Source organism: Ruegeria sp. CG11 (assembly GCF_056537245.1).
Genome location: NZ_JBQFRE010000001.1, coordinates 235,183 through 259,903, shown reverse-complemented (window position 1 = coordinate 259,903; position 24,721 = coordinate 235,183). Strand labels below are relative to the sequence as shown.

At 58.7% G+C, this 24,721-nt stretch carries 26 protein-coding genes; 20 read left to right on the top strand and 6 right to left on the bottom strand.

Annotation, left to right across the window (positions count from 1 at the left end; translation table 11 throughout):
• Nucleotides 1–40 precede the first annotated feature (40 nt).
• The 14 genes from acuI to ACR0KW_RS01215 all read left to right on the top strand — a co-directional run bounded on the left by acuI (nucleotide 41) and on the right by ACR0KW_RS01215 (nucleotide 12,998).
• Nucleotides 41–1,036 carry an acryloyl-CoA reductase gene (acuI, locus tag ACR0KW_RS01280; protein ID WP_480803394.1) on the top strand — a complete coding sequence of 332 codons (996 nt, stop codon included), beginning with the start codon at nucleotides 41–43 and terminating at the stop codon, nucleotides 1,034–1,036.
• A 186-nt stretch (nucleotides 1,037–1,222) separates the two neighbouring features.
• Complete coding sequence (gene frr / locus ACR0KW_RS01275; protein WP_480803393.1) at nucleotides 1,223–1,786, top strand: ribosome recycling factor; 564 nt, start codon at nucleotides 1,223–1,225, stop codon at nucleotides 1,784–1,786.
• A gap of 9 nt (nucleotides 1,787–1,795) precedes the next feature.
• Nucleotides 1,796–2,527, top strand: a complete 732-nt coding sequence (locus ACR0KW_RS01270) for an isoprenyl transferase (RefSeq protein WP_480803392.1) — start codon at nucleotides 1,796–1,798, stop codon at nucleotides 2,525–2,527.
• Nucleotides 2,524–3,306 (top strand): phosphatidate cytidylyltransferase, encoded by a 783-nt coding sequence (locus ACR0KW_RS01265; protein WP_480803391.1) that lies wholly within the window; start codon nucleotides 2,524–2,526, stop codon nucleotides 3,304–3,306. The genes ACR0KW_RS01270 and ACR0KW_RS01265 overlap by 4 nt, the downstream gene beginning before the upstream one ends.
• Nucleotides 3,306–4,478, top strand: a complete 1,173-nt coding sequence (gene dxr / locus ACR0KW_RS01260) for a 1-deoxy-D-xylulose-5-phosphate reductoisomerase (protein WP_480803390.1) — start codon at nucleotides 3,306–3,308, stop codon at nucleotides 4,476–4,478. The genes ACR0KW_RS01265 and dxr overlap by 1 nt, the downstream gene beginning before the upstream one ends.
• 4 nt (nucleotides 4,479–4,482) lie before the next feature.
• Entirely contained in the window at nucleotides 4,483–5,835 is a 1,353-nt protein-coding gene (gene rseP, locus ACR0KW_RS01255; protein ID WP_480803389.1) for an RIP metalloprotease RseP, read from the top strand.
• Between the two features lie 90 nt (nucleotides 5,836–5,925).
• A complete protein-coding gene (locus tag ACR0KW_RS01250) occupies nucleotides 5,926–6,054 on the top strand; it encodes a hypothetical protein (RefSeq protein ID WP_480803388.1) in 129 nt (42 codons plus the stop codon).
• A 128-nt stretch (nucleotides 6,055–6,182) separates the two neighbouring features.
• Complete coding sequence (gene bamA, locus ACR0KW_RS01245; protein ID WP_480803387.1) at nucleotides 6,183–8,543, top strand: outer membrane protein assembly factor BamA; 2,361 nt, start codon at nucleotides 6,183–6,185, stop codon at nucleotides 8,541–8,543.
• A 6-nt stretch (nucleotides 8,544–8,549) separates the two neighbouring features.
• Complete coding sequence (locus ACR0KW_RS01240) at nucleotides 8,550–9,134, top strand: OmpH/Skp family outer membrane protein (protein WP_480803386.1); 585 nt, start codon at nucleotides 8,550–8,552, stop codon at nucleotides 9,132–9,134.
• A 71-nt stretch (nucleotides 9,135–9,205) separates the two neighbouring features.
• The gene (fabZ, locus tag ACR0KW_RS01235) at nucleotides 9,206–9,679 is read left to right on the top strand and encodes a 3-hydroxyacyl-ACP dehydratase FabZ (RefSeq protein WP_170324861.1); all 474 of its coding nucleotides are present in this window, start codon (nucleotides 9,206–9,208) and stop codon (nucleotides 9,677–9,679) included.
• Nucleotides 9,676–10,461 carry an acyl-ACP--UDP-N-acetylglucosamine O-acyltransferase gene (lpxA, locus tag ACR0KW_RS01230; RefSeq protein ID WP_480803385.1) on the top strand — a complete coding sequence of 262 codons (786 nt, stop codon included), beginning with the start codon at nucleotides 9,676–9,678 and terminating at the stop codon, nucleotides 10,459–10,461. Before fabZ ends, lpxA begins: the two co-directional genes overlap by 4 nt.
• 4 nt (nucleotides 10,462–10,465) lie before the next feature.
• Nucleotides 10,466–11,260, top strand: a complete 795-nt coding sequence (locus ACR0KW_RS01225; protein WP_480803384.1) for an LpxI family protein — start codon at nucleotides 10,466–10,468, stop codon at nucleotides 11,258–11,260.
• Nucleotides 11,260–12,417 (top strand): lipid-A-disaccharide synthase, encoded by a 1,158-nt coding sequence (lpxB, locus tag ACR0KW_RS01220; RefSeq protein WP_480803383.1) that lies wholly within the window; start codon nucleotides 11,260–11,262, stop codon nucleotides 12,415–12,417. The genes ACR0KW_RS01225 and lpxB overlap by 1 nt, the downstream gene beginning before the upstream one ends.
• The gene (locus ACR0KW_RS01215) at nucleotides 12,414–12,998 is read left to right on the top strand and encodes a cadmium resistance transporter (protein ID WP_480803382.1); all 585 of its coding nucleotides are present in this window, start codon (nucleotides 12,414–12,416) and stop codon (nucleotides 12,996–12,998) included. Before lpxB ends, ACR0KW_RS01215 begins: the two co-directional genes overlap by 4 nt.
• On the opposite strand, the gene mnmA is transcribed toward ACR0KW_RS01215, so the two are convergent.
• On the bottom strand, nucleotides 12,995–14,140 hold the full coding sequence (gene mnmA / locus ACR0KW_RS01210) for a tRNA 2-thiouridine(34) synthase MnmA (RefSeq protein WP_480803381.1): 1,146 nt from the start codon (nucleotides 14,138–14,140) through the stop codon (nucleotides 12,995–12,997). The two genes, ACR0KW_RS01215 and mnmA, sit on opposite strands and share 4 nt — an antisense overlap.
• A gap of 129 nt (nucleotides 14,141–14,269) precedes the next feature.
• Between mnmA and sciP the strand changes: the two genes are divergently transcribed.
• The 5 genes from sciP to ACR0KW_RS01185 all read left to right on the top strand — a co-directional run bounded on the left by sciP (nucleotide 14,270) and on the right by ACR0KW_RS01185 (nucleotide 19,930).
• Nucleotides 14,270–14,563, top strand: coding sequence for a CtrA inhibitor SciP (gene sciP, locus ACR0KW_RS01205; RefSeq protein WP_480803380.1), 294 nt, complete (start codon nucleotides 14,270–14,272; stop codon nucleotides 14,561–14,563).
• An 83-nt stretch (nucleotides 14,564–14,646) separates the two neighbouring features.
• A complete protein-coding gene (gene ctrA / locus ACR0KW_RS01200) occupies nucleotides 14,647–15,363 on the top strand; it encodes a response regulator transcription factor CtrA (RefSeq protein ID WP_170324867.1) in 717 nt (238 codons plus the stop codon).
• A gap of 119 nt (nucleotides 15,364–15,482) precedes the next feature.
• Nucleotides 15,483–17,609: an NAD-dependent DNA ligase LigA gene (gene ligA / locus ACR0KW_RS01195; protein ID WP_480803379.1), complete on the top strand. Its 2,127-nt coding sequence runs from the start codon at nucleotides 15,483–15,485 to the stop codon at nucleotides 17,607–17,609.
• Entirely contained in the window at nucleotides 17,606–19,696 is a 2,091-nt protein-coding gene (recG, locus tag ACR0KW_RS01190) for an ATP-dependent DNA helicase RecG (protein ID WP_480803378.1), read from the top strand. Before ligA ends, recG begins: the two co-directional genes overlap by 4 nt.
• 111 nt (nucleotides 19,697–19,807) lie before the next feature.
• Nucleotides 19,808–19,930 (top strand): hypothetical protein, encoded by a 123-nt coding sequence (locus tag ACR0KW_RS01185; RefSeq protein ID WP_302478167.1) that lies wholly within the window; start codon nucleotides 19,808–19,810, stop codon nucleotides 19,928–19,930.
• 183 nt (nucleotides 19,931–20,113) lie between these two features.
• Here the strand turns inward: ACR0KW_RS01185 and ACR0KW_RS01180 are convergent, their stop codons facing one another.
• Nucleotides 20,114–20,752, bottom strand: coding sequence for a MarC family protein (locus ACR0KW_RS01180; protein WP_480803377.1), 639 nt, complete (start codon nucleotides 20,750–20,752; stop codon nucleotides 20,114–20,116).
• 58 nt (nucleotides 20,753–20,810) lie between these two features.
• Nucleotides 20,811–21,263, bottom strand: a complete 453-nt coding sequence (locus ACR0KW_RS01175) for an iron-sulfur cluster assembly scaffold protein (protein WP_480803376.1) — start codon at nucleotides 21,261–21,263, stop codon at nucleotides 20,811–20,813.
• Nucleotides 21,264–21,311: 48 nt separating this feature from the next.
• Between ACR0KW_RS01175 and hisI the strand changes: the two genes are divergently transcribed.
• Nucleotides 21,312–21,701, top strand: coding sequence for a phosphoribosyl-AMP cyclohydrolase (hisI, locus tag ACR0KW_RS01170; RefSeq protein ID WP_480803375.1), 390 nt, complete (start codon nucleotides 21,312–21,314; stop codon nucleotides 21,699–21,701).
• Between the two features lie 5 nt (nucleotides 21,702–21,706).
• Here hisI and gluQRS read toward each other — a convergent pair whose 3' ends face one another.
• The 3 genes from gluQRS to trmFO are packed head-to-tail and all read right to left on the bottom strand — an operon-like array spanning nucleotide 21,707 to nucleotide 24,588.
• Entirely contained in the window at nucleotides 21,707–22,600 is an 894-nt protein-coding gene (gene gluQRS, locus ACR0KW_RS01165) for a tRNA glutamyl-Q(34) synthetase GluQRS (protein WP_480803374.1), read from the bottom strand.
• Nucleotides 22,597–23,211: a class I SAM-dependent DNA methyltransferase gene (locus tag ACR0KW_RS01160; RefSeq protein WP_480803373.1), complete on the bottom strand. Its 615-nt coding sequence runs from the start codon at nucleotides 23,209–23,211 to the stop codon at nucleotides 22,597–22,599. Before ACR0KW_RS01160 ends, gluQRS begins: the two co-directional genes overlap by 4 nt.
• Nucleotides 23,212–23,247: 36 nt before the next feature.
• Nucleotides 23,248–24,588 carry a methylenetetrahydrofolate--tRNA-(uracil(54)-C(5))-methyltransferase (FADH(2)-oxidizing) TrmFO gene (gene trmFO, locus ACR0KW_RS01155; RefSeq protein ID WP_480803372.1) on the bottom strand — a complete coding sequence of 447 codons (1,341 nt, stop codon included), beginning with the start codon at nucleotides 24,586–24,588 and terminating at the stop codon, nucleotides 23,248–23,250.
• Nucleotides 24,589–24,721: the final 133 nt, after the last annotated feature.

The following is a 24,721-nucleotide window of genomic DNA, read 5'->3' as shown; positions in this document are numbered from 1 at the left end:
AAGATTGCGATCTGGCCTAGGAAAAACGAAAGGAAATAAGATGTTCAACGCATTGGTCATGGAAAAGGACGAGGAAAGCGGACTGGCCAGCCCGTCGGTGAAACAGCTTTCGATGGATGACCTGCCTAATGGTGAGGTCACGGTCGCCGTCGAGTACTCGACAGTGAATTACAAGGATGGTTTGTGCACGTCGCCCAAAGGCGGCGGATTGGTACGTTCTTACCCGCATGTGCCGGGGGTCGACTATGCCGGTACTGTCGAGGCATCTTCGGACGACCGCTATAAGCCCGGCGACAAGGTGGTTCTGACCGGCTGGCGGGTGGGTGAGGCCCACTGGGGCGGTTATTCACAAAAAGCAAACGCTCTGGCGGATTGGCTGGTGCCTTTGCCGGAAGGTTTGGATGCGCGGCAGGCAATGGCCGTGGGCACGGCCGGTTTTACGGCGATGCTGGCGGTGATGGCGCTGGAAGATCATGGCATGAAAACCGGCCACGGCCCGGTTCTGGTGACCGGAGCCGCAGGCGGAGTGGGCTCGGTGGCAACAGCCATTCTGGCCAATCTGGGTTTCGACGTTGCAGCCGTCACCGGGCGCCCAGAAACCAGCGATTACCTGAAATCTTTGGGCGCGACCACCATTGTTCCGCGTGAGGAGCTGAACGAGACCACCAAACGCCCGCTGGAAAGCGAGACCTGGGCCGGTTGTGTCGATGCGGTCGGCGGCGAGATGCTGGCGCGCGTGCTGGGTCAGATGAAATATGGTGCCTCGGTCGCCGCAGTCGGTTTGGCTGGCGGCGCTGCTTTGCCAGCAACGGTGATTCCGTTCCTGCTGCGCGGGGTCAATCTGTTGGGTATCGACAGCGTGATGCAGCCCTATGAAAACCGTGTGCGTGCCTGGCAGCGCGTTGCAACGGACCTGCCCATGGACAAGCTGGAAGCGATGGTGCACCCCGCAACCTTGGGCGATCTGCCGCAATTGGGCGCAGATATCCTGAAAGGTCAGGTCCAGGGTCGCGTCGTCGTAGACGTAAACGCCTGATCGGCAAGACTAACATCAAGACCGGTCGACCCGCGTGCCGATCGGTCTTTTTGTCTTTGAAACTCCCCAAAAATGCCGGAAACACCTCTGGTCATTGGCGCATTTCCACATCATCATTGCTATACATCCCACCTGCGATGGCTTATGAGCCATGCAAACAGCACCTGAAGACGGGGAGTGAGCAGCATGTCTGACGATTTTGTACTGGATACCGATGATCTGAAACGGCGCATGGAAGGCGCCATGTCCAACCTCAGAACCGAATTCGCGTCACTTCGGACCGGGCGGGCTTCGGCCTCGATGCTGGAACCGGTCATGGTCGATGCCTATGGCTCGATGACGCCGATCAATCAGGTGGGAACGGTCAACGTGCCCGAGCCGCGCATGGTTACCGTCAACGTCTGGGACAAAGGTTTGGTCGGCAAGGTCGAAAAAGCCATTCGAGAAAGTGGCTTGGGGATCAACCCTCAGCTAAACGGCACCATCATCATGCTGCCGATTCCGGAGCTGAACGAAGAACGCCGCCGCGAGCTGGGCAAGGTCGCCGGTCAATACGCCGAGCACGCCCGGGTTTCGATCCGCAACGTCCGCCGCGATGGGATGGATCAAATCAAGAAGGCCAAGGCGGACGGCATGTCCGAGGACGATCAAAAGTTCTGGGAAGCCGAAGTGCAGGATCTGACCGACGAGATGATCAAATCTGTTGATGCCGCGCTTGAGACCAAGCAGGCCGAGATCATGCAGGTCTGAGACCGGGATATGCTCAACGCCCCACATACTGAGCCCGCGCACGGGCCGCGCCATGTCGCTATTATCATGGACGGAAACGGTCGCTGGGCGCAGGCGCGTGGTCGGCCACGGCTGTTCGGGCACCACGCCGGGGCACGGCGGGTGCGCGAAGTGGTCGAGGCCTGCCCGGGGCTTGGGATCAAATACCTGACGGTCTTTGCCTTTTCGACCGAGAACTGGAAGCGCACGCAGGCCGAGGTGGCCGGGCTGATGAGCCTGTTCCGGCGCTACATCATCAAAGAGACCCGAACCCTGAAGAAAAACGGGATTCGGGTCCGCTTTATCGGGGACCGAGTGCGGCTCGATAAGAAGCTGACCGAATTGATGGATACGCTGGAAGAGGAAACCAAGAACAACGATCTGGTTCATCTGACGGTTGCCCTGAACTATGGCGGGCGAGATGAGGTCGCACGCGCCACCAAACGTCTGGCGCGGGATGTGGCCGAGGGGCGTCTGCGCCCGGAAGATGTGGATGAGGAAACCCTGCCCAAGTATCTGGATACGCGCGTTCTTCCCGATCCGGATCTGGTCATCCGAACCAGTGGAGAGGCGCGGATTTCAAACTTTCTGCTGTGGCAGTCGGCCTATTCCGAATATGAATTCATCGACACGCTGTGGCCCGATTTCACAGCTGCCGAGTTGGAGCGGCTGTGCCGCAACTTTGGGTCCCGAGAACGTCGTTTCGGGGCAGTTCCGGCATGAGTGACGGCCGATGGTCTGACCTGACCGCGCGGGTTCTTTCGGCCGCTGTGCTGGTCCTTGTCGGCTCGATCGAGGTCTGGCTTGGCGGTCTGTGGTTTGAAGCCTTCATCGGTATTGCCTGTGGTCTGATGACCTGGGAACTGGTGCGGATGATCGATCCGGACAAAACCGGGACAGCCGTGCAGCTTGGCATTCTGACCGGGGTTGCGGTTCTGCTCAGCTATCATCTGCCACCGCTTTACAAACTGCCGGTTCTGATTGCTCCGGCCTTGGTTGGGGCAGGGCAGATCAGTAAGTCCAAGACAACTTATGCGCTGTTTGCCATCTGGATTGCAGCATCCGGGCTAGGCTTCATCTCGATCCGCGAGAATATGGGGTTCGGCTGGATGGTCTGGCTGATCTCGGTCGTGGTTGCAACGGATGTGGCCGGGTATTTCGTCGGTAAAACAATTGGTGGACCGAAATTCTGGCCCAAGGTCAGCCCCAAGAAAACATGGTCTGGCACTGCGGGTGGTTGGACAGCAGCGGCTATCGTTGGTGGTATTTTCGCCATCCATGCCGGGTTCGGTTTCATGTTTGTCGTGATCTCGGTACTGGCGTCGATGGCCAGTCAGGCCGGGGACATCGTCGAAAGCGCGACCAAGCGGAAGTTTGGCGTGAAGGACAGCTCGAATCTGATCCCGGGCCATGGGGGCTTTTTGGACCGTTTCGATGGCATGATGGGCGCGGCCCTGTTTGTTCTGATTGCAGGCCTGATTTATTCCCCCGGGGGCATGTGATGCGGAAAGTCTCGATTTTTGGCGCGACCGGCTCAATCGGGCAGAACACCATTGATCTGATCGACCGGAACCCATCAGCCTATGATGTTGTGACGCTGACCGGTGGGGCGAATATCGAAAAGCTGGCCGAAGATGCGCGCCGACTGAAGGCCGATGTGGCCGTGACCGCGCATGAGGATCGGCTCGAGGATTTGCGCGTCGCATTGTCCGGCAGCGGTGTCGAGGCTGCGGCGGGGCAGGAGGCCTTGACCGAGGCCGCGGCGCGGCCGGTCGATTGGGTCATGTCCGCCATTGTTGGGGCAGCCGGCTTGCCTCCGGGGCTTGAGGCTTTGAAACAAGGCGCGACGCTGGCGCTGGCCAACAAGGAAACGCTGGTCTGCGCCGGGGCGCTGGTGCTGGAAACCGCGAAAACGCACAATGCGCGCCTTTTGCCGGTGGACAGTGAACATTCGGCGGTGTTTCAGGCTCTGGTCGGTGAGGACATGGACGCCGTCGAGCGGATCATCATCACCGCCAGCGGTGGCGCATTCCGCGACTGGCCGCTGAGCGATCTGGCCAGCGCCACGGTCGAACAGGCTTCGAACCATCCGAATTGGAATATGGGGCAGCGCATCACCATCGACAGCGCGTCGATGTTCAACAAGGCGCTGGAGTTGATTGAAACCAAAGAATTCTTTGGAGTCACGCCCAATCAGATCGAAGTGCTTGTTCATCCTGAATCCATCGTACATTCGCTGGTCGGGTTCAACGACGGGGCAGTCATGGCCCATATGGGCGCGCCCGACATGCGCCACGCGATCGGTTATGCCTTGCATTGGCCTGAACGGCGCGATCTTCCGGTTGAACGTCTGAACCTCGCCAAACTGGGACAGTTGCGCTTTCAGGAACCGGATGAGGCGCGTTATCCGGCCTTGCGCCTTGCCCGAAACGTGATGCAACGGGGCGGCCTGTCCGGTGCGGTTTTCAACGCCGCCAAGGAACGCGCGCTGGATCACTTTATCGCGCGTCGTGTCGGCTTTCTTGAGATGGCTGATATTGTTGAAACCGTTCTGAACAGATTCGAGGCTGCAGACGGCCTTCTTGATGCCGCATTAGACCTTGATAACGTGCTGGAAACGGACCATCTGGCACGTAAGTGGGCCGATGAGGCCGCCATCCAGTCAGCAGGATAAAAACTTGGACCTACTCTCTCTGATCCCTCAATTCGGCAACCTGCTGTATACCATCTTTGCCTTTGTCATCGCGCTGTCCGTCATCGTCGCGGTGCATGAATACGGCCATTATATCGTCGGTCGGTGGTCCGGTATCCATGCCGAGGTGTTTTCGATCGGTTTCGGTCCGGTGTTGTGGAGCCGTGTCGACAAGCGCGGCACTCGCTGGCAGATCGCCGCGCTGCCATTTGGCGGATATGTGAAGTTTTTGGGTGATTCAAACGCCGCTTCCGGCAAGGACGAAGAGGCGATGCAGGAGATCACCGAGCAAAGCCCTGAAGAGCTGCGCCGCACCATGCATGGCGCGCCGTTATGGGCGCGGGCGGCTACGGTTGCTGCTGGTCCGGCTTTCAACTTTGTGATGTCCATCCTGGTGTTTGGCCTGATCTTCTTTTCTCAGGGTGTGACCCGGGAACCTTTGACCGTTGGCAAGCTGTACCCTCTGCCGGGGACGGAACAACAATTGCAGGATGGTGATGAAATCGTCGCCATTGCAGGCGTTCCGGTGCCGGATTTCGATGAGCAGGGGGCCTGGTCCGATTTCACCGATGCTCTGCCGGTTGAGCCCGCACTGGATTACACGGTGATCCGCGACGGGCAGACGATGGATGTGTCCGGCCCCTGGCTGTTCCCGCCACTTATTCAGCAGGTTGCCCCGCGCAGTGCCGCCATGGATATCGACCTGAAATCCGGCGACGTCATCACGGCGATCAACGGAGAGTCGGTCTTTGCGTTCGAGCAGCTCAAGGAACATGTGGAAGGTTCGGACGGAAAAGTTCTACTGCTGAATGTCTGGCGCGATGGGGCTGAACTTGAATTCGCGCTGGCCCCACGTCGCACTGACGAGCCGCAACCCGAAGGCGGATTTGTGACCCATTGGCGTATCGGAATTGTCGGCGGCATGGCTCTGGAGCCTGCGACGGAACCGGCAGGTCTTTTGGCATCGCTGTCCGGAGGTGTGCAGCAAACCTGGCGCATCATCGACGGGTCGCTTTCGGGCGTCTGGCACATGATCACCGGTGCGATCAGCACCTGCAACATGTCCGGCCCCATCGGAATTGCCGAAACCTCGGGTGCAATGGCCAGCCAGGGGGCGCAGAACTTCATATTCTTTATCGCGGTTCTGTCGACCGCGGTGGGATTGCTGAACCTGTTTCCGATACCCGCGCTGGATGGCGGCCACCTGGTTTTCTACGCCTACGAGGCCGTTGCAGGCAAACCGCCCAGCGATGGCGTTCTGCGGGTTCTGATGGGGGTCGGGGTATCCCTGATCCTTGGATTGATGATCTTTTCAGTAACGAACGATCTGTTCTGCTGATTGTGGCGCACACTACATGGAAATGCCGCAATTAAGCCCCAATTCAGGCGTAAGCTTTCTGACGAAATAGAAACCGTGTCAGAGGTTGTGATGTCAAAGGCTCTGCTTAAATCCGCTGAAAGTGTTGGGTACCTGTTCGTGTTGAACTGGGACATGCTGCTGTTTTTCGGTGCCACCGCTGTAGCGATGGGCGGATGGGCCTATCTGATCACGATGTGATTCTCGGAACCTGTTGTGAAAACCACACGAGGCGGCCCAAGCGGCCGCTTTCTTTTTTGGTCTTTTGACAAGAATTAATAATCTCGCTACTCAGCTATAAAGTCCAAAAAAAATCGGGTAGTGAAAGTATGACTGATTGGCGACGCGTGGGCACATCCTGCGGGGGGCAAAAGCCAGAAAACAAGATTTTGTGGCGGTCCCTAGCGGTTATTTTCCTTATAACATTGATGGGTTTTGGGCCGTTTCCGAAGGCCGCATGGGCGCAGAACTTTGTCATCAATTCGTTCGATGTCGAGGGCAACCGGCGCATCGAAACCTCGACCATCATCGCGCGCACGGGCATTGAACCGGGCCAGTCTGTGACCGCCGGTGAATTAAACGATGCCTATCAGCGTTTGCTTGACAGTGGTGTTTTTGAGACGGTCGAACTAACACCGCGCGGTAGCACGCTAGTGATCGAAGTTGAGGAATATCCGACGATCAACCAGATCAGCATCGAGGGCAACCAGCGGGTCAAAGACGATGTTTTGCTCGAGGCGATCACCTCGCAGCCGCGTCGCGTCTTCACACCTCAGGTTGCGGAATCCGATGCGGATCTGATTGCCGAGATCTACTCGGCCCAGGGGCGTGTATCCGCCACGGTCATTCCGCGCATCATTCGCCGCAGCGACAACCGGGTCGACCTGGTTTTCGAAGTCGCCGAAGGCACCACGATCGAAGTTGAACGCGTCAGCTTTGTCGGCAACCGCGCCTTTTCCGATCGCCGGCTGCGCCGGGTTCTGGAAACCAAGCAGGCGACGGTTCTTCGGACTTTCCTGAGCGGAGATACCTTTATCGCCGACCGGATCGAGTTCGATAAACAGGTCATTCGGGATTTCTACCTGTCCCGGGGCTATGTAGACTTCCGTATCAACAGCGCGAATGTTGAATTTACCCGTGAACGGGACGCCTTTTTCCTGGTGATGAACATCACCGAAGGTCAGAAATTCTCGTTCGGACAAATCAGCACGGTCAGCGAGATTCCGGGTGTGGACCCGGCTCCGTATCAGGCTGCACTCAAGATCAAGCCGGGTGTGACCTATACGCCGTCTTTGGTCGAAAACTCGATTGCCCGGATGGAGCGTTTGGGGATCCGGCAGGGTGTCGATTTCCTGCGGGTGGAACCCCGCGTGACCCGGAACGCGCGTGATCTGACGCTTGATGTTCAGTTCGTCCTCACTCGCGGACCGCGTATCTTTGTTGAGCGGATCGATATCGAAGGCAACACAACGACGCTGGACCGAGTGATCCGTCGTCAGTTCGATACGGTTGAAGGCGACCCCTTCAATCCGCGTGAGATTCGCCAGGCTGCCGAGCGCATTCGTGCGCTGGGGTTCTTCGCAGTGGCCGATGTCGAGCCGCGTGAAGGGTCCTCACCCAGCCAGGTAATCGTGGACGTTGACGTCGAAGAGCAACCGACTGGCTCGCTGAGCCTGGGTGGTAGCTACTCGGTCTCTGATGGTTTCGGGATCGCGATCGGTCTGCGGGAAACCAACTTCCTGGGACGTGGGCAAACGGTTGGTCTGACCTTGTCGACCGCACAGGATGCCGAACAGTACACGCTGGACTTCACGGAACCCTATCTTCTGGGACGCAAATTGCGCTTCGATCTGGGGCTGGGCCTTTCGTCGACCAACTCGAGCTTTGCCAGCTATGACACCGAGACTTTGTTCTTCCGTCCTCAGCTGAGCTACGCCATTGGTGAGCTGTCCTCGCTGCGGTTGCGCTATGGCTGGGAAAACAGCGAGATGACCCAGCAGGATGACGAGATCAACGGCGCAGTCATTTCGTCGGAAATCGCTCAAGGCGAGCGTACGACCAGCTCGTTGGGCGTGTCCTATGTGTACGACAGCCGTCTGGGCGGCCTGAACCCGAACGCGGGTGTTCTGTTCGAAGCCGGTATTGATGCGGCCGGACTTGGCGGGGACAATGAGTTCTACAAAACCACCGCCCGTGGTATCGCCCAAACCCGTGTTTGGAACGAAGAGGTCGTTCTGCGCGCATCCGTCGAAGTGGGAGCTCTGCACTGGCGCGGCAATGACTTCAGCCGTACCCTGGATCGCTTTGTCCTTGGCCCGAGCACCTTCCGCGGGTTCGAACCGGCCGGTATCGGCCCACGTGACCTGTCGAACGGTCAGGATGACGCAATCGGGGGCAACTATTATTGGGTTGCGCGCCTGGAATCAGACTTCCCGCTTGGGCTTCCCGAGGAACTGGGTCTGCGCGGCGGCGTGTTCTATGATTTCGGCAACCTCTACAATATCGACGATGTCAACACGACCGGCGCGAGTATTGTTGGCGCAGATGGTTCGATCCGTCACGTGATCGGTGTCTCGGTTCTGTGGGAAACGCCATTCGGCCCGCTGCGTTTCAACTTCTCGCAGGCGTTGAAGAAAGAGGATTTCGACAAGGAACAGAATTTTGACCTGACGGTTCAGGCTCGGTTCTGATCCTGCATGTTGATACGTGTGTTCATCAAACTGCAGGGCCCTTTACGGGCCCTGTGTGTTTTTCTGACCTTTGCCTGCGTAGCCCCGGCCGTGGCGCAGCAACTGGGCGTACCCCAGAGCAGCGTTGTTACCCTGTCCAGCGAGCGGTTGTTTTCTGACTCGGCCTTTGGTCAGCGTATCCTGCGTGAGATCGAGGCCGAAGGTATCCTGCTGGGCGAGGAAAACGAACGGATCGTGGCCGAACTGAGCCGGGAAGAAAAGCTTTTGACAGAACAGCGCACGACCATGACAGCGGATGAATTCCGCCCGCTGGCCGACGCGTTTGATGAAAAGGTCCAATCCCACCGCGAAGGACAGCGCGCCAAGCTGGACGCATTGGCGCGCCGCAGCGAAGAGGCCCGGCAGAGGTTCTTTGAGCTGGTGCAACCGGTTCTGATAGATCTGCTGCGCGAATCCGGGGCGTCGATCATTATTGAACGATCCAGTGTCTTCCTCAGTTCGGACCGCACCGACATCACCGAAGCGGCGATTGCACGGATCGACGCGGTGATCGGCGATGGCAGCACCCTTGAAAACGAGGCCAGCGAATAGGTTTGCTTGCCCTTACGGCGCGGTATTGCTACCACGCCGCAAACAGATATCCAGAACGGGACAACGACACTATGAGCACGGAAACCAAAAGCGCCGACATTCAGCTGATTCAGCGGATATTGCCGCATCGCTATCCGTTTCTGCTGGTCGACAAGGTGGTTGATATCTCGGGCTATCAATCGGCCGTTGGTATCAAGAACGTCACCATGAACGAACCCCATTTTCAGGGCCATTTCCCGGGCACTCCGATCATGCCGGGCGTGACCATTGTCGAGGCGATGGCGCAAACTGCGGGCGTGATGCTGGGTGTGGGCATGGATGTAATCGACAGCGAGTTGCTGATCTACTTCATGAATATCGACAAGTGCAAATTCCGCCGCAAAGTGATCCCGGGTGACGTGCTTGAGATGCACGTGGAAACCGTGCGCGGCAAGAAAGGTGGCAAGATCTTCAAGTTCAGCGGCAAAGCGACCGTTGAAGGCGAGGTTGCGGCCGAGGCCGAATTCTCGGCCTATGTCGATTGGGACATGGAAAAAACAACATGAGCGGCATCCACCCAAGCGCAATTATCGAAGACGGCGCGCAGATCGGTGAGGGTTGTATCGTCGGGCCGTTTTGCTACGTCGGCGCGCAAGTCAAGCTGGGCGACCGGGTTGAGCTGAAATCCCACGTTGTAGTGACCGGAGACACGGCGATCGGCGACGAAACCGTGATCTTCAATTTCTCGGTGATCGGAGAGATTCCGCAGGACCTGAAATTCGGCGGTGAAGATACGCGGCTGGAGATCGGCAAGCGCAACCGCATTCGCGAGCATGTGACAGTCAATACCGGCACCGAAGGTGGTGGTGGTGTCACCCGGATCGGCGACGATTGTCTGCTGATGGCCGGTGTTCATGTGGCGCATGATGTGCAGATCGGCAATCGGGTCATCATGGTGAACCATGCCGGTGCCGCAGGGCATTGCGTCATTGAAGACGACGTGATCGTCGGTGGTATTTCGGGCCTGCACCAATGGGTTCGTGTGGGTCGCGGCGCAATCATCGGTGCGCTGACCATGGTTCCGAATGACGTGATCCCTTATGGCCTGGTGCAGGCTCCGCGTGGCGAATTGGATGGTCTGAACCTGGTTGGTCTGAAACGCAAGGGCGTTTCCCGCGAGGATATTTCGGCTTTGCGCGCGGCGTTCCGGGAACTGTCCGAAGGCGATGGTACGTTCATGGAGCGGGCTCACCGTGTCGGCACCGACAACGAGAGCGAATACGTTCAGCGGATCGTGGATTTCGTGACCGGACAATCGGATCGCTCTTTCCTGACACCGAGGAAGTAAACCGATGCTGGCGCTGATTGCTGGAACGGGCGCGTTGCCAGGCGAAGTCGTAGAGCATCTTTCAGATCGTCCGGTGATCTGTGCGATGGAGGGGTTCACACCCGACACCCTGACTGCGGAAATCGTGTTTCCGCTGGAACAGCTTGGCAGTTTCATCGCGGATCTGAAGGCGCGTGACGTCACCGAGATCTGCATGGCAGGTGCCGTTCGGCGCCCGCCTATTGATCCATCCCGCATCGACGCGGCGACGATGCCGCTGGTGCCGGTGCTGCAAAAGGCGCTCATGTCCGGCGATGACAGCGCCCTGCGCGCTGTGATCGGCATTTTCGAAGAATCCGGGCTGACCGTTCGTGCGGCGCATGAGATTGCACCCACATTGCTGCCGCAGCTTGGGTGTCTGACCGAAGTTCAACCTTCGGAGTCTGATCTGGCCGATGCCGATCGGGCTGCGGGTATCCTTCGGGCCATGGGGGCGGCGGATATCGGGCAGGCCTGCGCTGTGTCCAAAGGGCAGGCACTGGCGGTCGAAAGCATCTTTGGCACAGACTGGATGTTGCAGTCTTTGACCCAACGACCCGATGCGGGAGGCGGAGTTCTGTTCAAAGCCCCGAAACCCGATCAGGATCGTCGCGCCGATTTGCCAACGATTGGTCCGGGCACGGTGTCTTCTGCCGTTGCGGCAGGACTGACCGGGATCGTCATCGAAAAGGGTGGTGTGATCGTCCTGCAGCAGGACCGTGTCATCGACGAGTGCAACCGCCTTGGCCTGTTCCTCTACGTGCGCGAGCGGGCCAGCTAATGCGGGTGTTTGTGGTCGCCGGAGAACCTTCGGGCGACCGTTTGGGCGGTGCGCTGATGGAGGGGCTGCGCAGTCTGGTCCCCGACGTACAGTTCGACGGCGTTGGCGGCCCCTTGATGCAGGCGCAGGGCCTGGAAAGCCGCTTCCCGATGGCCGAGCTTTCGGTGATGGGGCTAGTCGAGGTTCTGCCCAAGTTCTTCCATCTCAAACGCCGGATTGCCGAGACTGCACAGGCGGTTCTGGACACGCAGCCCGATGTGTTGATCACCATCGACAGCCCCGATTTCTCGCTGCGTGTAGCCAAGATCGTCAAGGCCCAGAGCGATATCCGGACTGTCCATTACGTCGCCCCCAGTGTTTGGGCGTGGCGCCCCGGCCGGGCGGACAAGATGGCCAAGGTGATTGATCACGTTCTGGCGCTGCTGCCCTTCGAGCCACCCTATATGGAGCGCGTGGGCATGGAATGCGACTTCGTTGGCCATCCGGTAGCCAGCGAGCCGGTGGCGAATGACGACGATATCCGGGAATTCCGAGCCGCATATGGCCTCGGCGACGCGCCGATCCTGCTGGCGCTGCCGGGATCGCGCGGAGGAGAAATCGAGCGTTTGGCCCCGGTTTTTGGTGAGGCGTTGAAACTCTACCTGCTAGATCGGCCGGACGTGCGGGTTGTGGTGCCGGCTGTGGCGCATATGGTGGATACCGTTGCGCAGCACGTGCAAAGCTGGTCCGGAGATCCGGTGGTTGTCGATCCACGCAATATGCCCTCAGATCAGGCGGTCGCTCGGAAGCGGGCCGCCTTTGCAGCATCTGAACTGGCGCTGGCGGCTTCGGGTACTGTTTCGCTGGAACTGGCCGCGCAGGCGACGCCGATGGTGATTGCCTATAACCTCAACTGGCTGACGACCCTGATCGCTAAGCGCATGGTCAATCTGGATACCGTAACGCTGGTCAATCTCGTGTCGGAAACTCGAACAGTTCCTGAATGCCTTCTGGATGATTGCCAGCCCGAGAATATTGCAGCCGCGTTGAAACAGGTTTCGGACGCGCCGGATGTGCAACGCGAAGCCATGTTAACAACGATGGAGCGGCTTGGACGTGGTGGCGAAGCACCCGGCTTGAGAGCCGCCAAGGCAGTTCTGTCCCGGATGGACGCATGATGCTTGACTTAGCGCTTTTTGGTCTGTCCGCCTTTTTGGCCCAGATCCTGACCAATCTGGACAATCTTGCGGCGCTGCTGGCGCTGACGCTGGTTTCGGGGGCAAAGCGTTCGATCTTTGGCTTTCTGATGGCGCAGGCGATCGTGATCGGTGCGGCGCTGTTGTTGGCGTTGGGGGTCGAAGATGTGGTGCCGCACTGGGCCGGCTATCTGGGGGTGATCCCGCTGAGCCTTGGCATTCTGGCTCTGATCCGGAGGAAAAGCGGAAAAGATGCCAGGTCAAATCCCAATCTGGAAACCGGCGCGTCGGTCATCATGGTCACGCTGCTGTTCATCAGTCTGTCGATGGACACGTTCGCGGTTCTGGCGCCGCTTTTGGCGGATTCGGCCCCCAGTTTCCGAACCGCTGGCGTAATCGGTGCAGCACTTGCTGCGGCCAGCTTGGCTACGGTCGCTTTGATGGGATCAAAAGCGCCGTTCATGAGCGGCGCTTTGGCGTGGCGGTTGGAGCGTTTGGTGCCTTATGTGATGATCTGCGCCGGGCTTTACATCCTCAGCAACTCGTGGACCGACGCGGTTTAGTAACCGCGCCAGATCCAGCCACCGCCAAAGATGCGACTGGCTTCCGAGGCATAGAACACGCAGGCCTGACCCGGGGAAACGCCTTCCTCGGGCGTCAGCAGTTCGACCTCGGCAGTGGTGTCGGACAGAGGGCGAATGATCGCCTCGCGCGGCGGTCGGGTTGAGCGGACTTTGACCGAGACGTGCCATTCCTTTTGAGACGTAAACGGTTCATCGCCCAACCAGTTGATCTCGCGCACGGGAATGGTGCGGGTGGCCAGCATCTCCTTTGGACCGACGACCACCTGCTTATTGTCTACGTCCAGCTTGACCACATAAAGCGGCTCACTCAGTCCGCCGATGCCCAGACCGCGTCGCTGTCCAATCGTGTAGTGGATGACGCCGTTGTGCTGCGCCAGTACGCGGCCATCGGAGTGCACGATCTCACCCGGTTCAGCGGCTCCGGGGCGCAGCTTCTCGATCACGCTGGCATAGTTGCCGTCGGGAACGAAACAGATGTCCTGACTGTCCGGCTTGTCCGCCACGGCTAGCCCATACTGCGCCGCCATCTCGCGGGTTGCGTCCTTCGAGGGCAGGTGCCCCAGAGGGAAACGCAGGAAGTCCAGCTGTTCAGGAGTGGTCGAGAACAGGAAATAGGACTGATCCCGGTTCGCATCCTCGGCGCTGTGCAGTTCCGGGCCATTGGGACCCATCTTGCGCTGGATATAGTGACCGGTGGCCATGCAGTCGGCCTCGAGATCCTTGGCGGTCTCCAGTAGGTCCTTGAATTTCACCCGTTCGTTACAGCGAATGCAGGGAACCGGGGTCGCACCCGCCAGATAGCTGTCGGCAAACTCGTCGATCACCGCGTCCTTGAAGATGTTCTCATAGTCCAGAACGTAGTGCGGGAACCCGCGTTCCTCGGCCACGCGACGCGCGTCGTGAATGTCGATCCCAGCGCAGCAGGCACCTTTCTTGGCCAGTGCCGCACCGTGATCGTACAGCTGCAGCGTCACGCCTACCACGTCATAGCCTTCATCGGCCAGATGGGCAGCGACAACAGAACTGTCAACGCCACCGGACATGGCCACAACCACCCTCGTTTCCGACGGGGGTTTGGCAAAGCCAAGCGAGTTCAGCGGTGTCTCGGTATCGAGTGCCATGACGATTCCAGTGCGGGTTAAGAAAGACCGGCAGAATATAGGAAAATTCTACACACTCTCAAGGGGCGGTTTCACTCTGCATTAAGTAGGCTGGTGTCAGCTTTGTCGCAGCACGAAGAGGACCGAGAGATGTATTTGCACAAAGTAGAAGGACCAAGGTCGGTAACCCTGCCGGATGGAACGGTTTTATCGCGCGCAGACTTGCCGCCCAAGGACACGACCCGCTGGGTCGCCTCGCGCAAGGCGATTGTCGTTCGGGGCGTGATTTACGGCCTGATCACGCTTTCGGATGCCAAAAAGCGTTATGGGCTGAGTGATGAGGAGTTCAATGCGTGGGTTTCGGCGGTTGCGGAACATGGAACGGACGCTCTGAAAGTCACCGCGCTAAAAAAATATCGACAACCTATAGGCGAAAGTGAATAAATGATTCAACGGTAACGTCAGATTAACCATTTTTGAGCAGGCTCAATTTGAAATTGGTAAATTGACCCGAATTGGAGCAGTAAATGCGTATACTTCTTGTCGAGGATGATCCGACCACGTCGAAAAGCATCGAACTAATGCTGACGCACGCCAACCTCAACGTCTATGCAACGGACCTCGGCGAGGAAGGTATCGATCTGGCGAAGCTCTATGATTACGATCTGATCCTTCTGGACTTAAATTTGCCGGACATGAACGGGCACGAAGTGCTGCGACAGCTACGCATTGCGCGGGTGGAAACGCCGATCCTGATCCTTTCGGGCGCAGATGATACGGAAAGCAAGATCAAGGGTTTCGGTTTCGGCGCCGATGACTACATGACCAAACCGTTCCATCGCGAGGAACTGGTGGCCCGTATCCACGCCATCATCCGCCGGTCGAAAGGGCATTCGCAATCCATTATTCGTACGGGCCAGGTCGCGGTGAACCTGGATGCCAAAACGGTCGAGGTGGAAGGCAAGGCCGTGCATCTGACCGGCAAGGAATACCAGATGCTGGAACTGTTGAGCCTGCGCAAGGGCACTACGCTGACCAAGGAAATGTTCCTCAACCACCTCTATGGCGGAATGGACGAGCCCGAGCTGAAGATCATCGATGTGTTCATCTGCAAACTGCGCAAAAAACTCAGCAATGCGACCGGTGGCGACAACTACATCGAAACCGTTTGGGGCAGGGGCTATGTCCTGCGCGATCCGCAAAGCAACAGTGTCGACGAAACGCGGATGGCCGTCGGCGCCTGATTTGGACATGGTCGCCTGTGGTCCGGGGCGACCTTTCTCACTCACTGAACAGCACGACTGGACCTAGCCATGGCCTCGCCCTATCACTGAGGTCCAAGAATACGTGACAGGGCGAGGCCATGAGCAAATTGATTCCGGTATCTGACCTCACAGAGGACGCCGCGCGGACAGAATTGGCGCAGCTTGCGGAACAGCTTGCGCGGGCAAATACGCTGTATCACGCAGAAGACGCGCCAGAGATTTCCGATGCCGACTACGATGCGCTCAAACTCCGCAATGCCGAAATCGAAGCACGATTCCCTCATCTGAAACGGGCTGACAGCCCCTCGGATCAGGTGGGCGCACGCCCAGCTGACGGGTTCTCCAAAATCACCCACGCCGTGCGTATGATGTCGCTGGGTAATGCCTTCGATGACGAAGACGTCCAGGACTTTGATCGCTCGATCCGGAAATACCTTGGGTTGGACGGTGCAGAGCCGTTGGCCTTCACCGCCGAACCCAAGATCGACGGTTTGTCGCTTTCATTGCGATATGAAAATGGAAAACTAATTCAGGCCGCTACCCGCGGTGATGGCGAGGTCGGAGAAAACGTCACTGCGAATGCCCGTACTATTTCGGACATTCCGCAAGCCATAGCGGATGCGCCAGCAGTGCTGGAGGTGCGTGGTGAAGTCTACATGTCGCATGACGACTTCGAAAAGCTGAACGCCCGGCAGGAAGAGGCCGGAGAAAAGCCCTTTGCCAACCCTCGAAACGCGGCCGCGGGGTCTTTGCGGCAGCTGGATTCGGCCGTTACGCGGTCACGGCCGCTGCGGTTCTTCGCCTATGCGTGGGGTGAATTGTCCGAGCCATTGTCGGATACACAGATGGGCGCGATTGACCGATTGCATGCCTTAGGATTTGCAACCAACCCGCTAACCCGACTATGCGAAACGACTGGTCAGATGCTAGACCACTATCGGGATATCGAGGCTCAGAGGTCTACGCTGGGCTATGATATTGACGGTGTCGTTTACAAGGTGAACGATCTTTCCCTGCAGGGGCGACTAGGGTTCCGGTCCACGACCCCTCGGTGGGCGATCGCTCATAAGTTCCCGGCCGAGCTGGCCTGGACCCGGCTTGAAGCCATCGACATTCAGGTGGGGCGGACCGGCGCGCTCAGCCCGGTTGCCCGGCTACATCCGGTGACCGTGGGCGGCGTGGTAGTCTCAAACGCTACACTGCACAACGAGGACTATATTGCAGGCCGGGATGCCAAAGGTGGTACGATCCGCGACGGCAAGGACATTCGTGTTGGCGACTGGGTGCAGGTCTATCGTGCTGGTGACGTGATCCCCAAACTGGCCGATGTAGACATCTCAAAACGCCCCGAGGGCGCCGAGCCATTCGACTTTCCAACGACCTGCCCTGAATGCAACAGCGACGCTGTGCGTGAGGAAGGCGATGCCGTTCGGCGTTGTACCGGAGGTGTGATCTGCCCGGCGCAGGCCGTTGAAAAGCTGAAACATTTTGTCTCACGCAAGGCTTTCGACATCGAAGGGTTGGGCTCCAAACAGATCGAGATGTTCTATGACGATCCCGACCTTCCGGTCAGAGCGCCGGTCGATATCTTCACCTTGCAGGTGCGCGATGCCGCGAACCTGAACAAGCTGGCCAACCGCAAAGGGTGGGGCGCGCAAAGTGCCGGTAACTTGTGGGCCGCGATTGACGAAAAACGCAACATACCCTTTGGGCGTCTACTTTTCGCGCTGGGGATCCGGCACATGGGTGAGGCAGCCTCGAACCTTATCGCCACCCATTATGGCGCATGGTCCGACTTCGAAAGTGCCGTAACGGCCGCGGCCAATTTCGAAGGCCCCGAGTGGGACGATCTGCTGAGCGTCGACGGCGTTGGCGAAATCATGGCCCGCGCCCTCGTGTCCGCCTTTGCGCAAGAAGCTGAACGCGCCAGTATCGACGCGCTTGTTGCGCAACTGGACGTGCAAGAGGCAAAACGCCCGGATACAACCGGCAGCCCGGTCGCAGGAAAGACTGTTGTTTTCACAGGCACATTGGAAAAGATGACCCGCGCCGAAGCCAAGGCTCGAGCCGAGGCGTTGGGCGCCAAAGTCTCGGGCTCGGTCAGCAAAAAGACCGATATTCTAGTGGCGGGCCCCGGGGCGGGGTCCAAAGCGAAAAAAGCTGCTGAATTGGGGATTGAAACGCTGGATGAGGATGGCTGGCTGCAGCTGATCGGAACCGCATGAGCGGACGTCCGGAACAGTTATTCCCTTTGTTCGCGGGTCTTGAAACGCTGGATGGCGTGGGGCCGAAGACGGCGCAGGTTCTGACCCAGGCGGGCACTGACTCGCCGCGTGATATTTTGTTCAGCCTGCCTTATGCCGTAATCGATCGCAGGCGTCGCGTCACCATTCAGGGTGCTGATCTACCGACTACACTGACGGTTGAGGTGACCGTTGGCGCACACAGGCCGCCGCGCAACAAGGGCGGCGCGTACAGGATACATGTCGAGGATAGCCAAGCGGATTTCCAACTGGTGTTCTTTCATGCGCGCGGCGACTATTTGAAACGGGTTCTGCCGCAGGGTTCTTGTCGTGTAATCTCGGGCAAGCTTGAGCTGTTCGACGGCATGGCGCAGATGGTTCACCCGGATCACATGCTGCCGGTGGAAGAGGCGCAGGACATTCCTGATTTTGAACCGGTGTATCATCTGACGCAGGGGATCACGCAGAAAACAGCCTACAAGGCCGCGCGCAGTGCCCTGGCGCGTGCTCCGGACCTGAAGGAGTGGATTGACCCGGCTCTGGTCTCGAAACAGGGGTGGTCAGGTTGGTTGGCTGCAATTGCGGCTGCGCATAATCCGCAAGGGGCGGATGATGTTGCTGCTCATGCGCCCACGCGCGAGCGGCTGGCTTACGATGAACTTTTTGCGCATCAACTGACGTTGGCTCTGGCGCGGCAGCGTGAACGGAAGGCGCGGGGCATTGTCAGCGTCGGGACCGGAGCTTTGCAGGCCAAGGTTCTGGCCAGCCTTCCGTATAAACCCACCGGCGCGCAGATGCGGGCGATTGATGACATAGCGGCCGACATGGCCTCGGATGCGCGGATGAACCGGTTGCTGCAGGGTGACGTGGGCGCGGGAAAAACTCTGGTGGCGTTCATGGCGCTGCTTGTCGCGGTCGAAGCAGGCGGGCAGGGTGTCATGATGGCTCCGACCGAGATTTTGGCCCGGCAACATCAGGAAGGGTTGCGGCCCTTGGCCGAGGACGCCGGCGTTGTTCTGGACATCCTCACAGGCCGCGACAAGGGAGCCGAGCGACGCGCCAAACTGGCGGCATTGAAGAACGGCGATATTCACATACTGGTCGGCACACACGCCGTTTTCCAAAACGACGTTGAGTTCAGGGCGCTTCGCCTTGCCATCGTTGATGAACAGCACCGGTTTGGCGTCCGGCAGAGGATGGAATTGTCCGAAAAGGGGCGGGGCGCGGATGTTCTGGTCATGACGGCCACGCCGATCCCGCGCAGCCTGGCGCTGGCGCAGTATGGCGATATGGATGTCTCGGTGCTGGATGAAAAGCCCCCGGGTCGGAAGCCGATCAAAACGGCCATTGTCAGCACCGAACGTATGGAAGAGGTCGTGTCCCATTTGCGCCGCGCCATCGCCGAAGGGCGCCAGTGCTATTGGGTCTGTCCTCTGGTCGATGAGTCTGAGGTTTCGGACCTGACGGCGGCTGAGGAAAGGTTCAAACGCCTGCGCGCAATTCTGGGCGAGGGAACGGTCGGGTTGGTGCACGGTCAGATGCCCCCGTCTGACAAAGATACCGCGATGAAGGCGTTTCAGGAGGGGCAGACAAAGGTTCTGGTCGCCACAACCGTGATCGAGGTCGGCGTCAACGTTCCCAATGCCTCGATCATGGTGATCGAACGGGCCGAGATTTTCGGGCTGGCGCAACTGCACCAGCTCCGTGGCCGTGTTGGGCGCGGTGAAGCTGACTCGACCTGTCTGCTGATGTATCAACCTCCACTCAGCGAAGGTGGGCGGAAACGGCTTGAGGTTCTGCGCGAAACCGAGGACGGGTTCAGAATCTCGGAAACTGATCTGCAAATGCGTGGCGCTGGTGACCTGATCGGCACGGCACAGTCCGGTCTGCCGAAGTTCCGGATCGCGGACCTTGAACGGCAGGCCGGATTGATGGCCACAGCCCAAACAGACGCCCGGGCGCTGCTAGCGGCAGACCCACAACTGAAATCGGACCGAGGGCAGGCGGCACGCGTTCTTTTGTGGTTGATGAAACAGGATCAGGCTATCCGTTTGATTTCAGTGGGTTAGGGATTGTGTTCTCGTAAGTTCACAAATGTTCTTAAAAAGTTCTTTACCGACTCGGCGAAATATGAGAACAAAAGGTCAACAAAGGATTAAATCTCGACCGGAGGTGAGACCATGCTGACCCAGATCAAGACCGCAATTAGCCGTTCGCAATCGACTTTGTTGCAGGATGCTGTGGGGGCCGTGTCTCTGGTGGTCATGCTGATGGTGGCCCTTCACCTGCCCGGAACGTTCTGACCCTTTCTGCCTGCGATCTCGTGCCGATCATACCGTGCTGTCATCCCCATTTCAGTCAAGGGACCTGCCTGTCCCATTTCCCTTGAAGGGCCTGCCTCGGCCCTGCGCGGCTATCCGGACCCCACACGAGAGACGCACAACCTACCGCCGCCCTTTCCGCCCGGAAGGCGCGGCGGTTTTTTCTTAAAGCTCACCAGTTTTGATGATTTCAAGCATGGCCGACAACACGGAATTCACTGCGACCGAGGCCAGGATCATCCCCATCACACGGCTGATGATAGCGGCGCCCGAATAGCGTATTAGTCGGATGATCGGATCGGCCAGCAGCATCAAAACAAACGAAATCAGAATGACCGACAGCATCACCAACGCCGTAATGCCCTGATCTGCGGCACTGTAGCGATGGTTGTCGGTCAGGATCACAATGGCCAGCATCGCCCCTGGGGATGCAAGTGAGGGAACTGCCAGAGGAAAGATCGCCGGGTTGGGACGGTGCGTCGGCCTTTCCAACTCTTCCTCGGCCTCGTGTTGTTCGACGACCTGTTTGCTTTCCCCAAAGATCATCGTCAGCGCGAAAAGAAACAGAATGATCCCGCCCGCGACCTGAAACGAGTTCAGGCCGATATCCAGTGCTTCGATCAGCAACTGGCCAAACACCAGAAAGAACAGCAGAACCCCGGCGCTGACCAGGGCGGCAAGAAGGGCCGTTTTACGACGGGCCGAGGCGGTCAGGGTGGCGGTGACAGCGATGAAAACGGGGATCGTGCCAATGGGATCGATAACGACCCAAAGGGTAACGAAATGCTCAAGCAGATTGTTCAAACCAGTCACTCCCCAAATTTTGGCCGAGGTTAGACGGGTTTGCGGCAGAAAGCCACGTTCAGGCGCAATTGGCCTGTTCGGCCTGCTCCATGGCCTCGGATGCGGCCTCTAACGCCAGCAGGATCGACGCGTGGCGGTTCTTGTAATCCCGCGCAGGCATCAGCACTTCGAGCCCGTCAAAGGGCGCATCGGGCGCCGGTCCGTTTTTTTTCAGCATGGCGGACAGCTGATCACGCGCGGTTTCAACCTGAGCCCGTGTTGCGCCGACAATGGCACCGCCAACAACCGCGGCCGAGGCCTGACCCAGCGCGCAGGCTTTCACGTCCTGCCCGTAATCCGAGACCTTGCCATCCTGCATCTTCACATCCACGGTCACGGTCGACCCGCACAGGGGCGAGCGTTTCTTCACCGTGGCATCGGGATTTTCAAGCCGGTCCAGATGCGGAATATCCGCGGCCAGCGCCAGAATGCGGCCGGAATAGAGCTTTATCAGATCGTTATCGCCGGACATGGCTTTCCCTCGTTGTCTGTTCCCCATACATAGTGAGCATCCACCGGGATGCAAAAGGTTTTTCTCATGTCCGTTACAGTCACATTTGACCCGACCGAACTAAAATATAACGAGGCCGGTCTGATCCCGGCAATTGCTCAGGACGAAAGCTCCGGCGAGGTGTTGATGATGGCCTGGATGAATGTCCAAGCCGTTGAGAAAACATTGGAAACCGGGCGCGTGACCTATTGGTCGCGATCTCGTCAGTCGTTCTGGATCAAGGGCGAAACCTCGGGGCATGTGCAGGAATTGGTGGATTTCCGCTTTGATTGCGACCGCGATTGTCTGCTGGTTCTGGTGCGCCAGACCGGTGCCGCGTGTCATACGAACCGCCGCACCTGCTTCTACACTGCCGTTCGTGATGGGGCCGAAGTCGAACTGATGTCACCGATGGAGTGATCCGGTCACAGACCAACCATTGCCCGGATTTCCGCAGCTGAGACCCCGTCGGCCCGGTATTTCGAGATTGCCCGCGCGTCGTCGCGTTTTGCCAGGCGTTTACCTGCCTCATCCCGGATCAGCCGGTGATGGAGATATTGCGGTTTCGGTAAGCCAAGCAGACCCTGCAGTACCACGTGTATGCGTGTGGCTTCGAACAGATCCTGACCGCGGATGACATGGGTGATGCCTTGCGCGGCGTCATCCAAAACCACTGACAGGTGGTAGGACGTGCCCATATCGCGCCGGGACAACACGACGTCGCCAATGGTTTTCGTCAGGTCATCCAGAGTGAACGTGATGGTGCCCGTCTCGCCATCGGGTCCAGCACCGTCTTCCTGAAACGATCCAACGGAGGTGTCGGTTTGCGTGGCGTTCAAAAGCAACCTGCCAGCAGCGGTCATATCCAGCCGCAGTGGCACGTCCTTAGGGCGTGGACCAATTGCTGAACTCGGTTGCCATTTCGCTCGGCACGTTCCGGGATAAATGATCCCGTCCGGCCCATGCAATGGCGCGCCTTCCTGCGGCGCACTGGCGGCGGCAGCGATATCCTTGCGGTTGCATGTGCAGGGGTACAGCAACCCGCGCGCCCATAGATCATCCAGCGCCTTGTCATAGGCGGCCAAGCGATCAGACTGTCGCATCACGGGGTCGGGCCAGTGAAGGCCCAGCCACCGCAGATCGTCATAGATTTGATCCTCCCAATGGGACCGCGACCGCGAGCGGTCGATATCCTCAATCCTCAGCAGGAACTGACCGTCCTCAACTGCAGCAAGATCATGGGCCAGCATCGCCGAAAAGGCGTGGCCCAAGTGCAAAGGGCCAGTGGGCGACGGTGCGAAACGGGTCTTAAATATCACGCTTTTTCAACAATATATACGTCAGATTTCAAGTCCATACCCGGCAGATGCGGGCCATATTCCCGGAACAAAAGCCGCGCAGCCCCCATATCCAGCCAATCATTCAGCCGAACAGTGTAAGATTTATCCGCAAGCGTATGATCGTTAAAGGAAAAAGCCAGCAGGCCGTTTTGGGGCAGGGCGCGCATTAGAATATCAAATACCTCGGGCGGCGCTGTACCCACACTGATTACACCGATGGCGGCGATGGCCTTGTAGGCACCTTCCTCCAACGGGTGCGGGTCCGTGATCTCAAAAGTGGAGAGTTTACGGTAGACACCCTTTGCCATGGCCCCTTCAAGCATTTTGGGGGTCGGATCGATACCGTCAATCACCTGAAAACCAGCGGCGTGCAAGGCCTCACCTGACAGGCCGGTGCCACATCCATAGTCCAGAACAGGTGTCTGGGGTTCAGGCATTTTAGACCATAGCGCCTCGGCCACGCGAGCGGGTGTCGCGTAACCATGTGCGCCGACTTCGGCGTCATAAGAAGAAGCCCATTTCTGATAGTGCGCCCGTGAGGCCTCGGGCGTTTCCAAGCCGTAGCTTTCTTTTATTTTATTGTTGCTCATACACTGATGTTAGGACGCAGGTCGGGGTGCGTCCAGTCAGCAATGCGCGAGCCAGTTTGTCCATTCGGCTTTGGCGCGATCCGTATAGGCCTTGTAACGATCCTTGCGGCCTCGGCGCCCTCCCTTCAGACCGTCCACAGGGCGGAACAGGCCGAAATTGACGTTCATTGGTTGGAAGGTCTTGGCCTCGGCCCCGCCGGTGATGTGGTGGATCATCGCACCCATGGCGCTGTCTTGCGGCACTTCGGGCAACGAATGGCCCAGAATTTCGGCCGCGGCCAGACGGCCAGCCAGCAGCCCCATGGCTGCGCTTTCTACATACCCCTCGACCCCGGTGATCTGCCCGGCGAAACGGATATTCGGCTTGGATTTCAGCCGCATCTGCGCATCCAGCAGTGTGGGCGAGTTGATGAACGTATTGCGATGAATACCGCCCAGACGCGCGAAACTTGCGTTTTCAAGGCCCGGGATCATGCGAAACACCTCGGTTTGTGCGCCGTATTTCATCTTGGTCTGAAAGCCCACGATGTTGAACAGAGTGCCCAAGGCATTGTCTCGGCGCAGCTGCACCACCGCATGAGGTTTCACGTCCGGCTGATGCGGGTTGGTCAGACCAACCGGTTTCATCGGGCCGTGACGCAAGGTTTCGCGGCCACGTTCCGACATCACCTCAATCGGCAGGCATCCGTCGAAGTAACCCGCTGTTTCGCCTTCGTGGAACTCGGTCTTATCGGCGGACAGTAGGGCATCGATGAACGCCTCATACTGATCACGGTCCATCGGACAGTTCAGATAGGCGGTACGTTCTTCCTCGGTCTCGCCCTTGTCATAGCGCGACTGCATCCACGCTTTGCTCATGTCGATGCTGTCGGCGTAGACGATCGGGGCGATGGCGTCGAAGAACGCCAGCGACTCGGCGCCGGTTTCGGTCCGAATGGCCTCACCCAGCGCGGCCGAGGTCAGGGGACCGGTGGCAAAGATCCAGTGGCCGTCGTCGGGTAGAGAGGTAACCTCTTCGCCGGTGACCTCAACCCGCGGATGGGCGCGCAGTTTTTCGGTGACCGCTTCGGCAAAGGGATCGCGGTCCACGGCCAGCGCGCCACCGGCGGGCAGTCGGTGTGCGTCCGCAGTTGTCATGATCAGCCCGTTGGCCTGGCGCATTTCCCAATGCAGCAGACCCACCGCGTTTTGTTCGTCATCGTCTGACCGGAACGAGTTCGAACACACCATCTCGGCCAGGTTGCCGGTCTGGTGCGCAAAGGTGCCCACTTTGGGCCGCATTTCGTGGATCACAACATCCACGCCCATTTCCGCCGCCTGCCACGCGGCCTCGGACCCGGCCATGCCGCCGCCCACGATATGCAATTTCTGTGTCATGCGCTGCCACATAGGGCACAGCACCGCGCAACGCAACATAAGGCGCATCGTTTATGAATTGGGGGGATTTTGGGGTCACCGCTGCGGGAATGTCGACGCTGGTGAGAGAAACCAGCTTGGAGGGACCTTCCGC

Excerpts from the sequence above, each read along its gene's own strand:
- acuI (WP_480803394.1), top strand. The coding sequence starts at position 41 with ATGTTCAACGCATTGGTCATGGAAAAGGACGAGGAAAGCGGACTGGCC.
- frr (WP_480803393.1), top strand. The coding sequence starts at position 1,223 with ATGTCTGACGATTTTGTACTGGATACCGATGATCTGAAACGGCGCATG.
- ACR0KW_RS01270 (WP_480803392.1), top strand. The coding sequence starts at position 1,796 with ATGCTCAACGCCCCACATACTGAGCCCGCGCACGGGCCGCGCCATGTC.
- ACR0KW_RS01265 (WP_480803391.1), top strand. The coding sequence starts at position 2,524 with ATGAGTGACGGCCGATGGTCTGACCTGACCGCGCGGGTTCTTTCGGCC.
- dxr (WP_480803390.1), top strand. The coding sequence starts at position 3,306 with ATGCGGAAAGTCTCGATTTTTGGCGCGACCGGCTCAATCGGGCAGAAC.
- ACR0KW_RS01250 (WP_480803388.1), top strand. The coding sequence starts at position 5,926 with ATGTCAAAGGCTCTGCTTAAATCCGCTGAAAGTGTTGGGTACCTGTTC.
- bamA (WP_480803387.1), top strand. The coding sequence starts at position 6,183 with ATGACTGATTGGCGACGCGTGGGCACATCCTGCGGGGGGCAAAAGCCA.
- ACR0KW_RS01240 (WP_480803386.1), top strand. The coding sequence starts at position 8,550 with ATGTTGATACGTGTGTTCATCAAACTGCAGGGCCCTTTACGGGCCCTG.
- fabZ (WP_170324861.1), top strand. The coding sequence starts at position 9,206 with ATGAGCACGGAAACCAAAAGCGCCGACATTCAGCTGATTCAGCGGATA.
- lpxA (WP_480803385.1), top strand. The coding sequence starts at position 9,676 with ATGAGCGGCATCCACCCAAGCGCAATTATCGAAGACGGCGCGCAGATC.
- ACR0KW_RS01225 (WP_480803384.1), top strand. The coding sequence starts at position 10,466 with ATGCTGGCGCTGATTGCTGGAACGGGCGCGTTGCCAGGCGAAGTCGTA.
- lpxB (WP_480803383.1), top strand. The coding sequence starts at position 11,260 with ATGCGGGTGTTTGTGGTCGCCGGAGAACCTTCGGGCGACCGTTTGGGC.
- ACR0KW_RS01215 (WP_480803382.1), top strand. The coding sequence starts at position 12,414 with ATGATGCTTGACTTAGCGCTTTTTGGTCTGTCCGCCTTTTTGGCCCAG.
- mnmA (WP_480803381.1), bottom strand. The coding sequence starts at position 14,140 with ATGGCACTCGATACCGAGACACCGCTGAACTCGCTTGGCTTTGCCAAA.
- sciP (WP_480803380.1), top strand. The coding sequence starts at position 14,270 with ATGTATTTGCACAAAGTAGAAGGACCAAGGTCGGTAACCCTGCCGGAT.
- ctrA (WP_170324867.1), top strand. The coding sequence starts at position 14,647 with ATGCGTATACTTCTTGTCGAGGATGATCCGACCACGTCGAAAAGCATC.
- ligA (WP_480803379.1), top strand. The coding sequence starts at position 15,483 with ATGAGCAAATTGATTCCGGTATCTGACCTCACAGAGGACGCCGCGCGG.
- recG (WP_480803378.1), top strand. The coding sequence starts at position 17,606 with ATGAGCGGACGTCCGGAACAGTTATTCCCTTTGTTCGCGGGTCTTGAA.
- ACR0KW_RS01185 (WP_302478167.1), top strand. The coding sequence starts at position 19,808 with ATGCTGACCCAGATCAAGACCGCAATTAGCCGTTCGCAATCGACTTTG.
- ACR0KW_RS01175 (WP_480803376.1), bottom strand. The coding sequence starts at position 21,263 with ATGTCCGGCGATAACGATCTGATAAAGCTCTATTCCGGCCGCATTCTG.
- hisI (WP_480803375.1), top strand. The coding sequence starts at position 21,312 with ATGCAAAAGGTTTTTCTCATGTCCGTTACAGTCACATTTGACCCGACC.
- ACR0KW_RS01160 (WP_480803373.1), bottom strand. The coding sequence starts at position 23,211 with ATGAGCAACAATAAAATAAAAGAAAGCTACGGCTTGGAAACGCCCGAG.
- trmFO (WP_480803372.1), bottom strand. The coding sequence starts at position 24,588 with ATGACACAGAAATTGCATATCGTGGGCGGCGGCATGGCCGGGTCCGAG.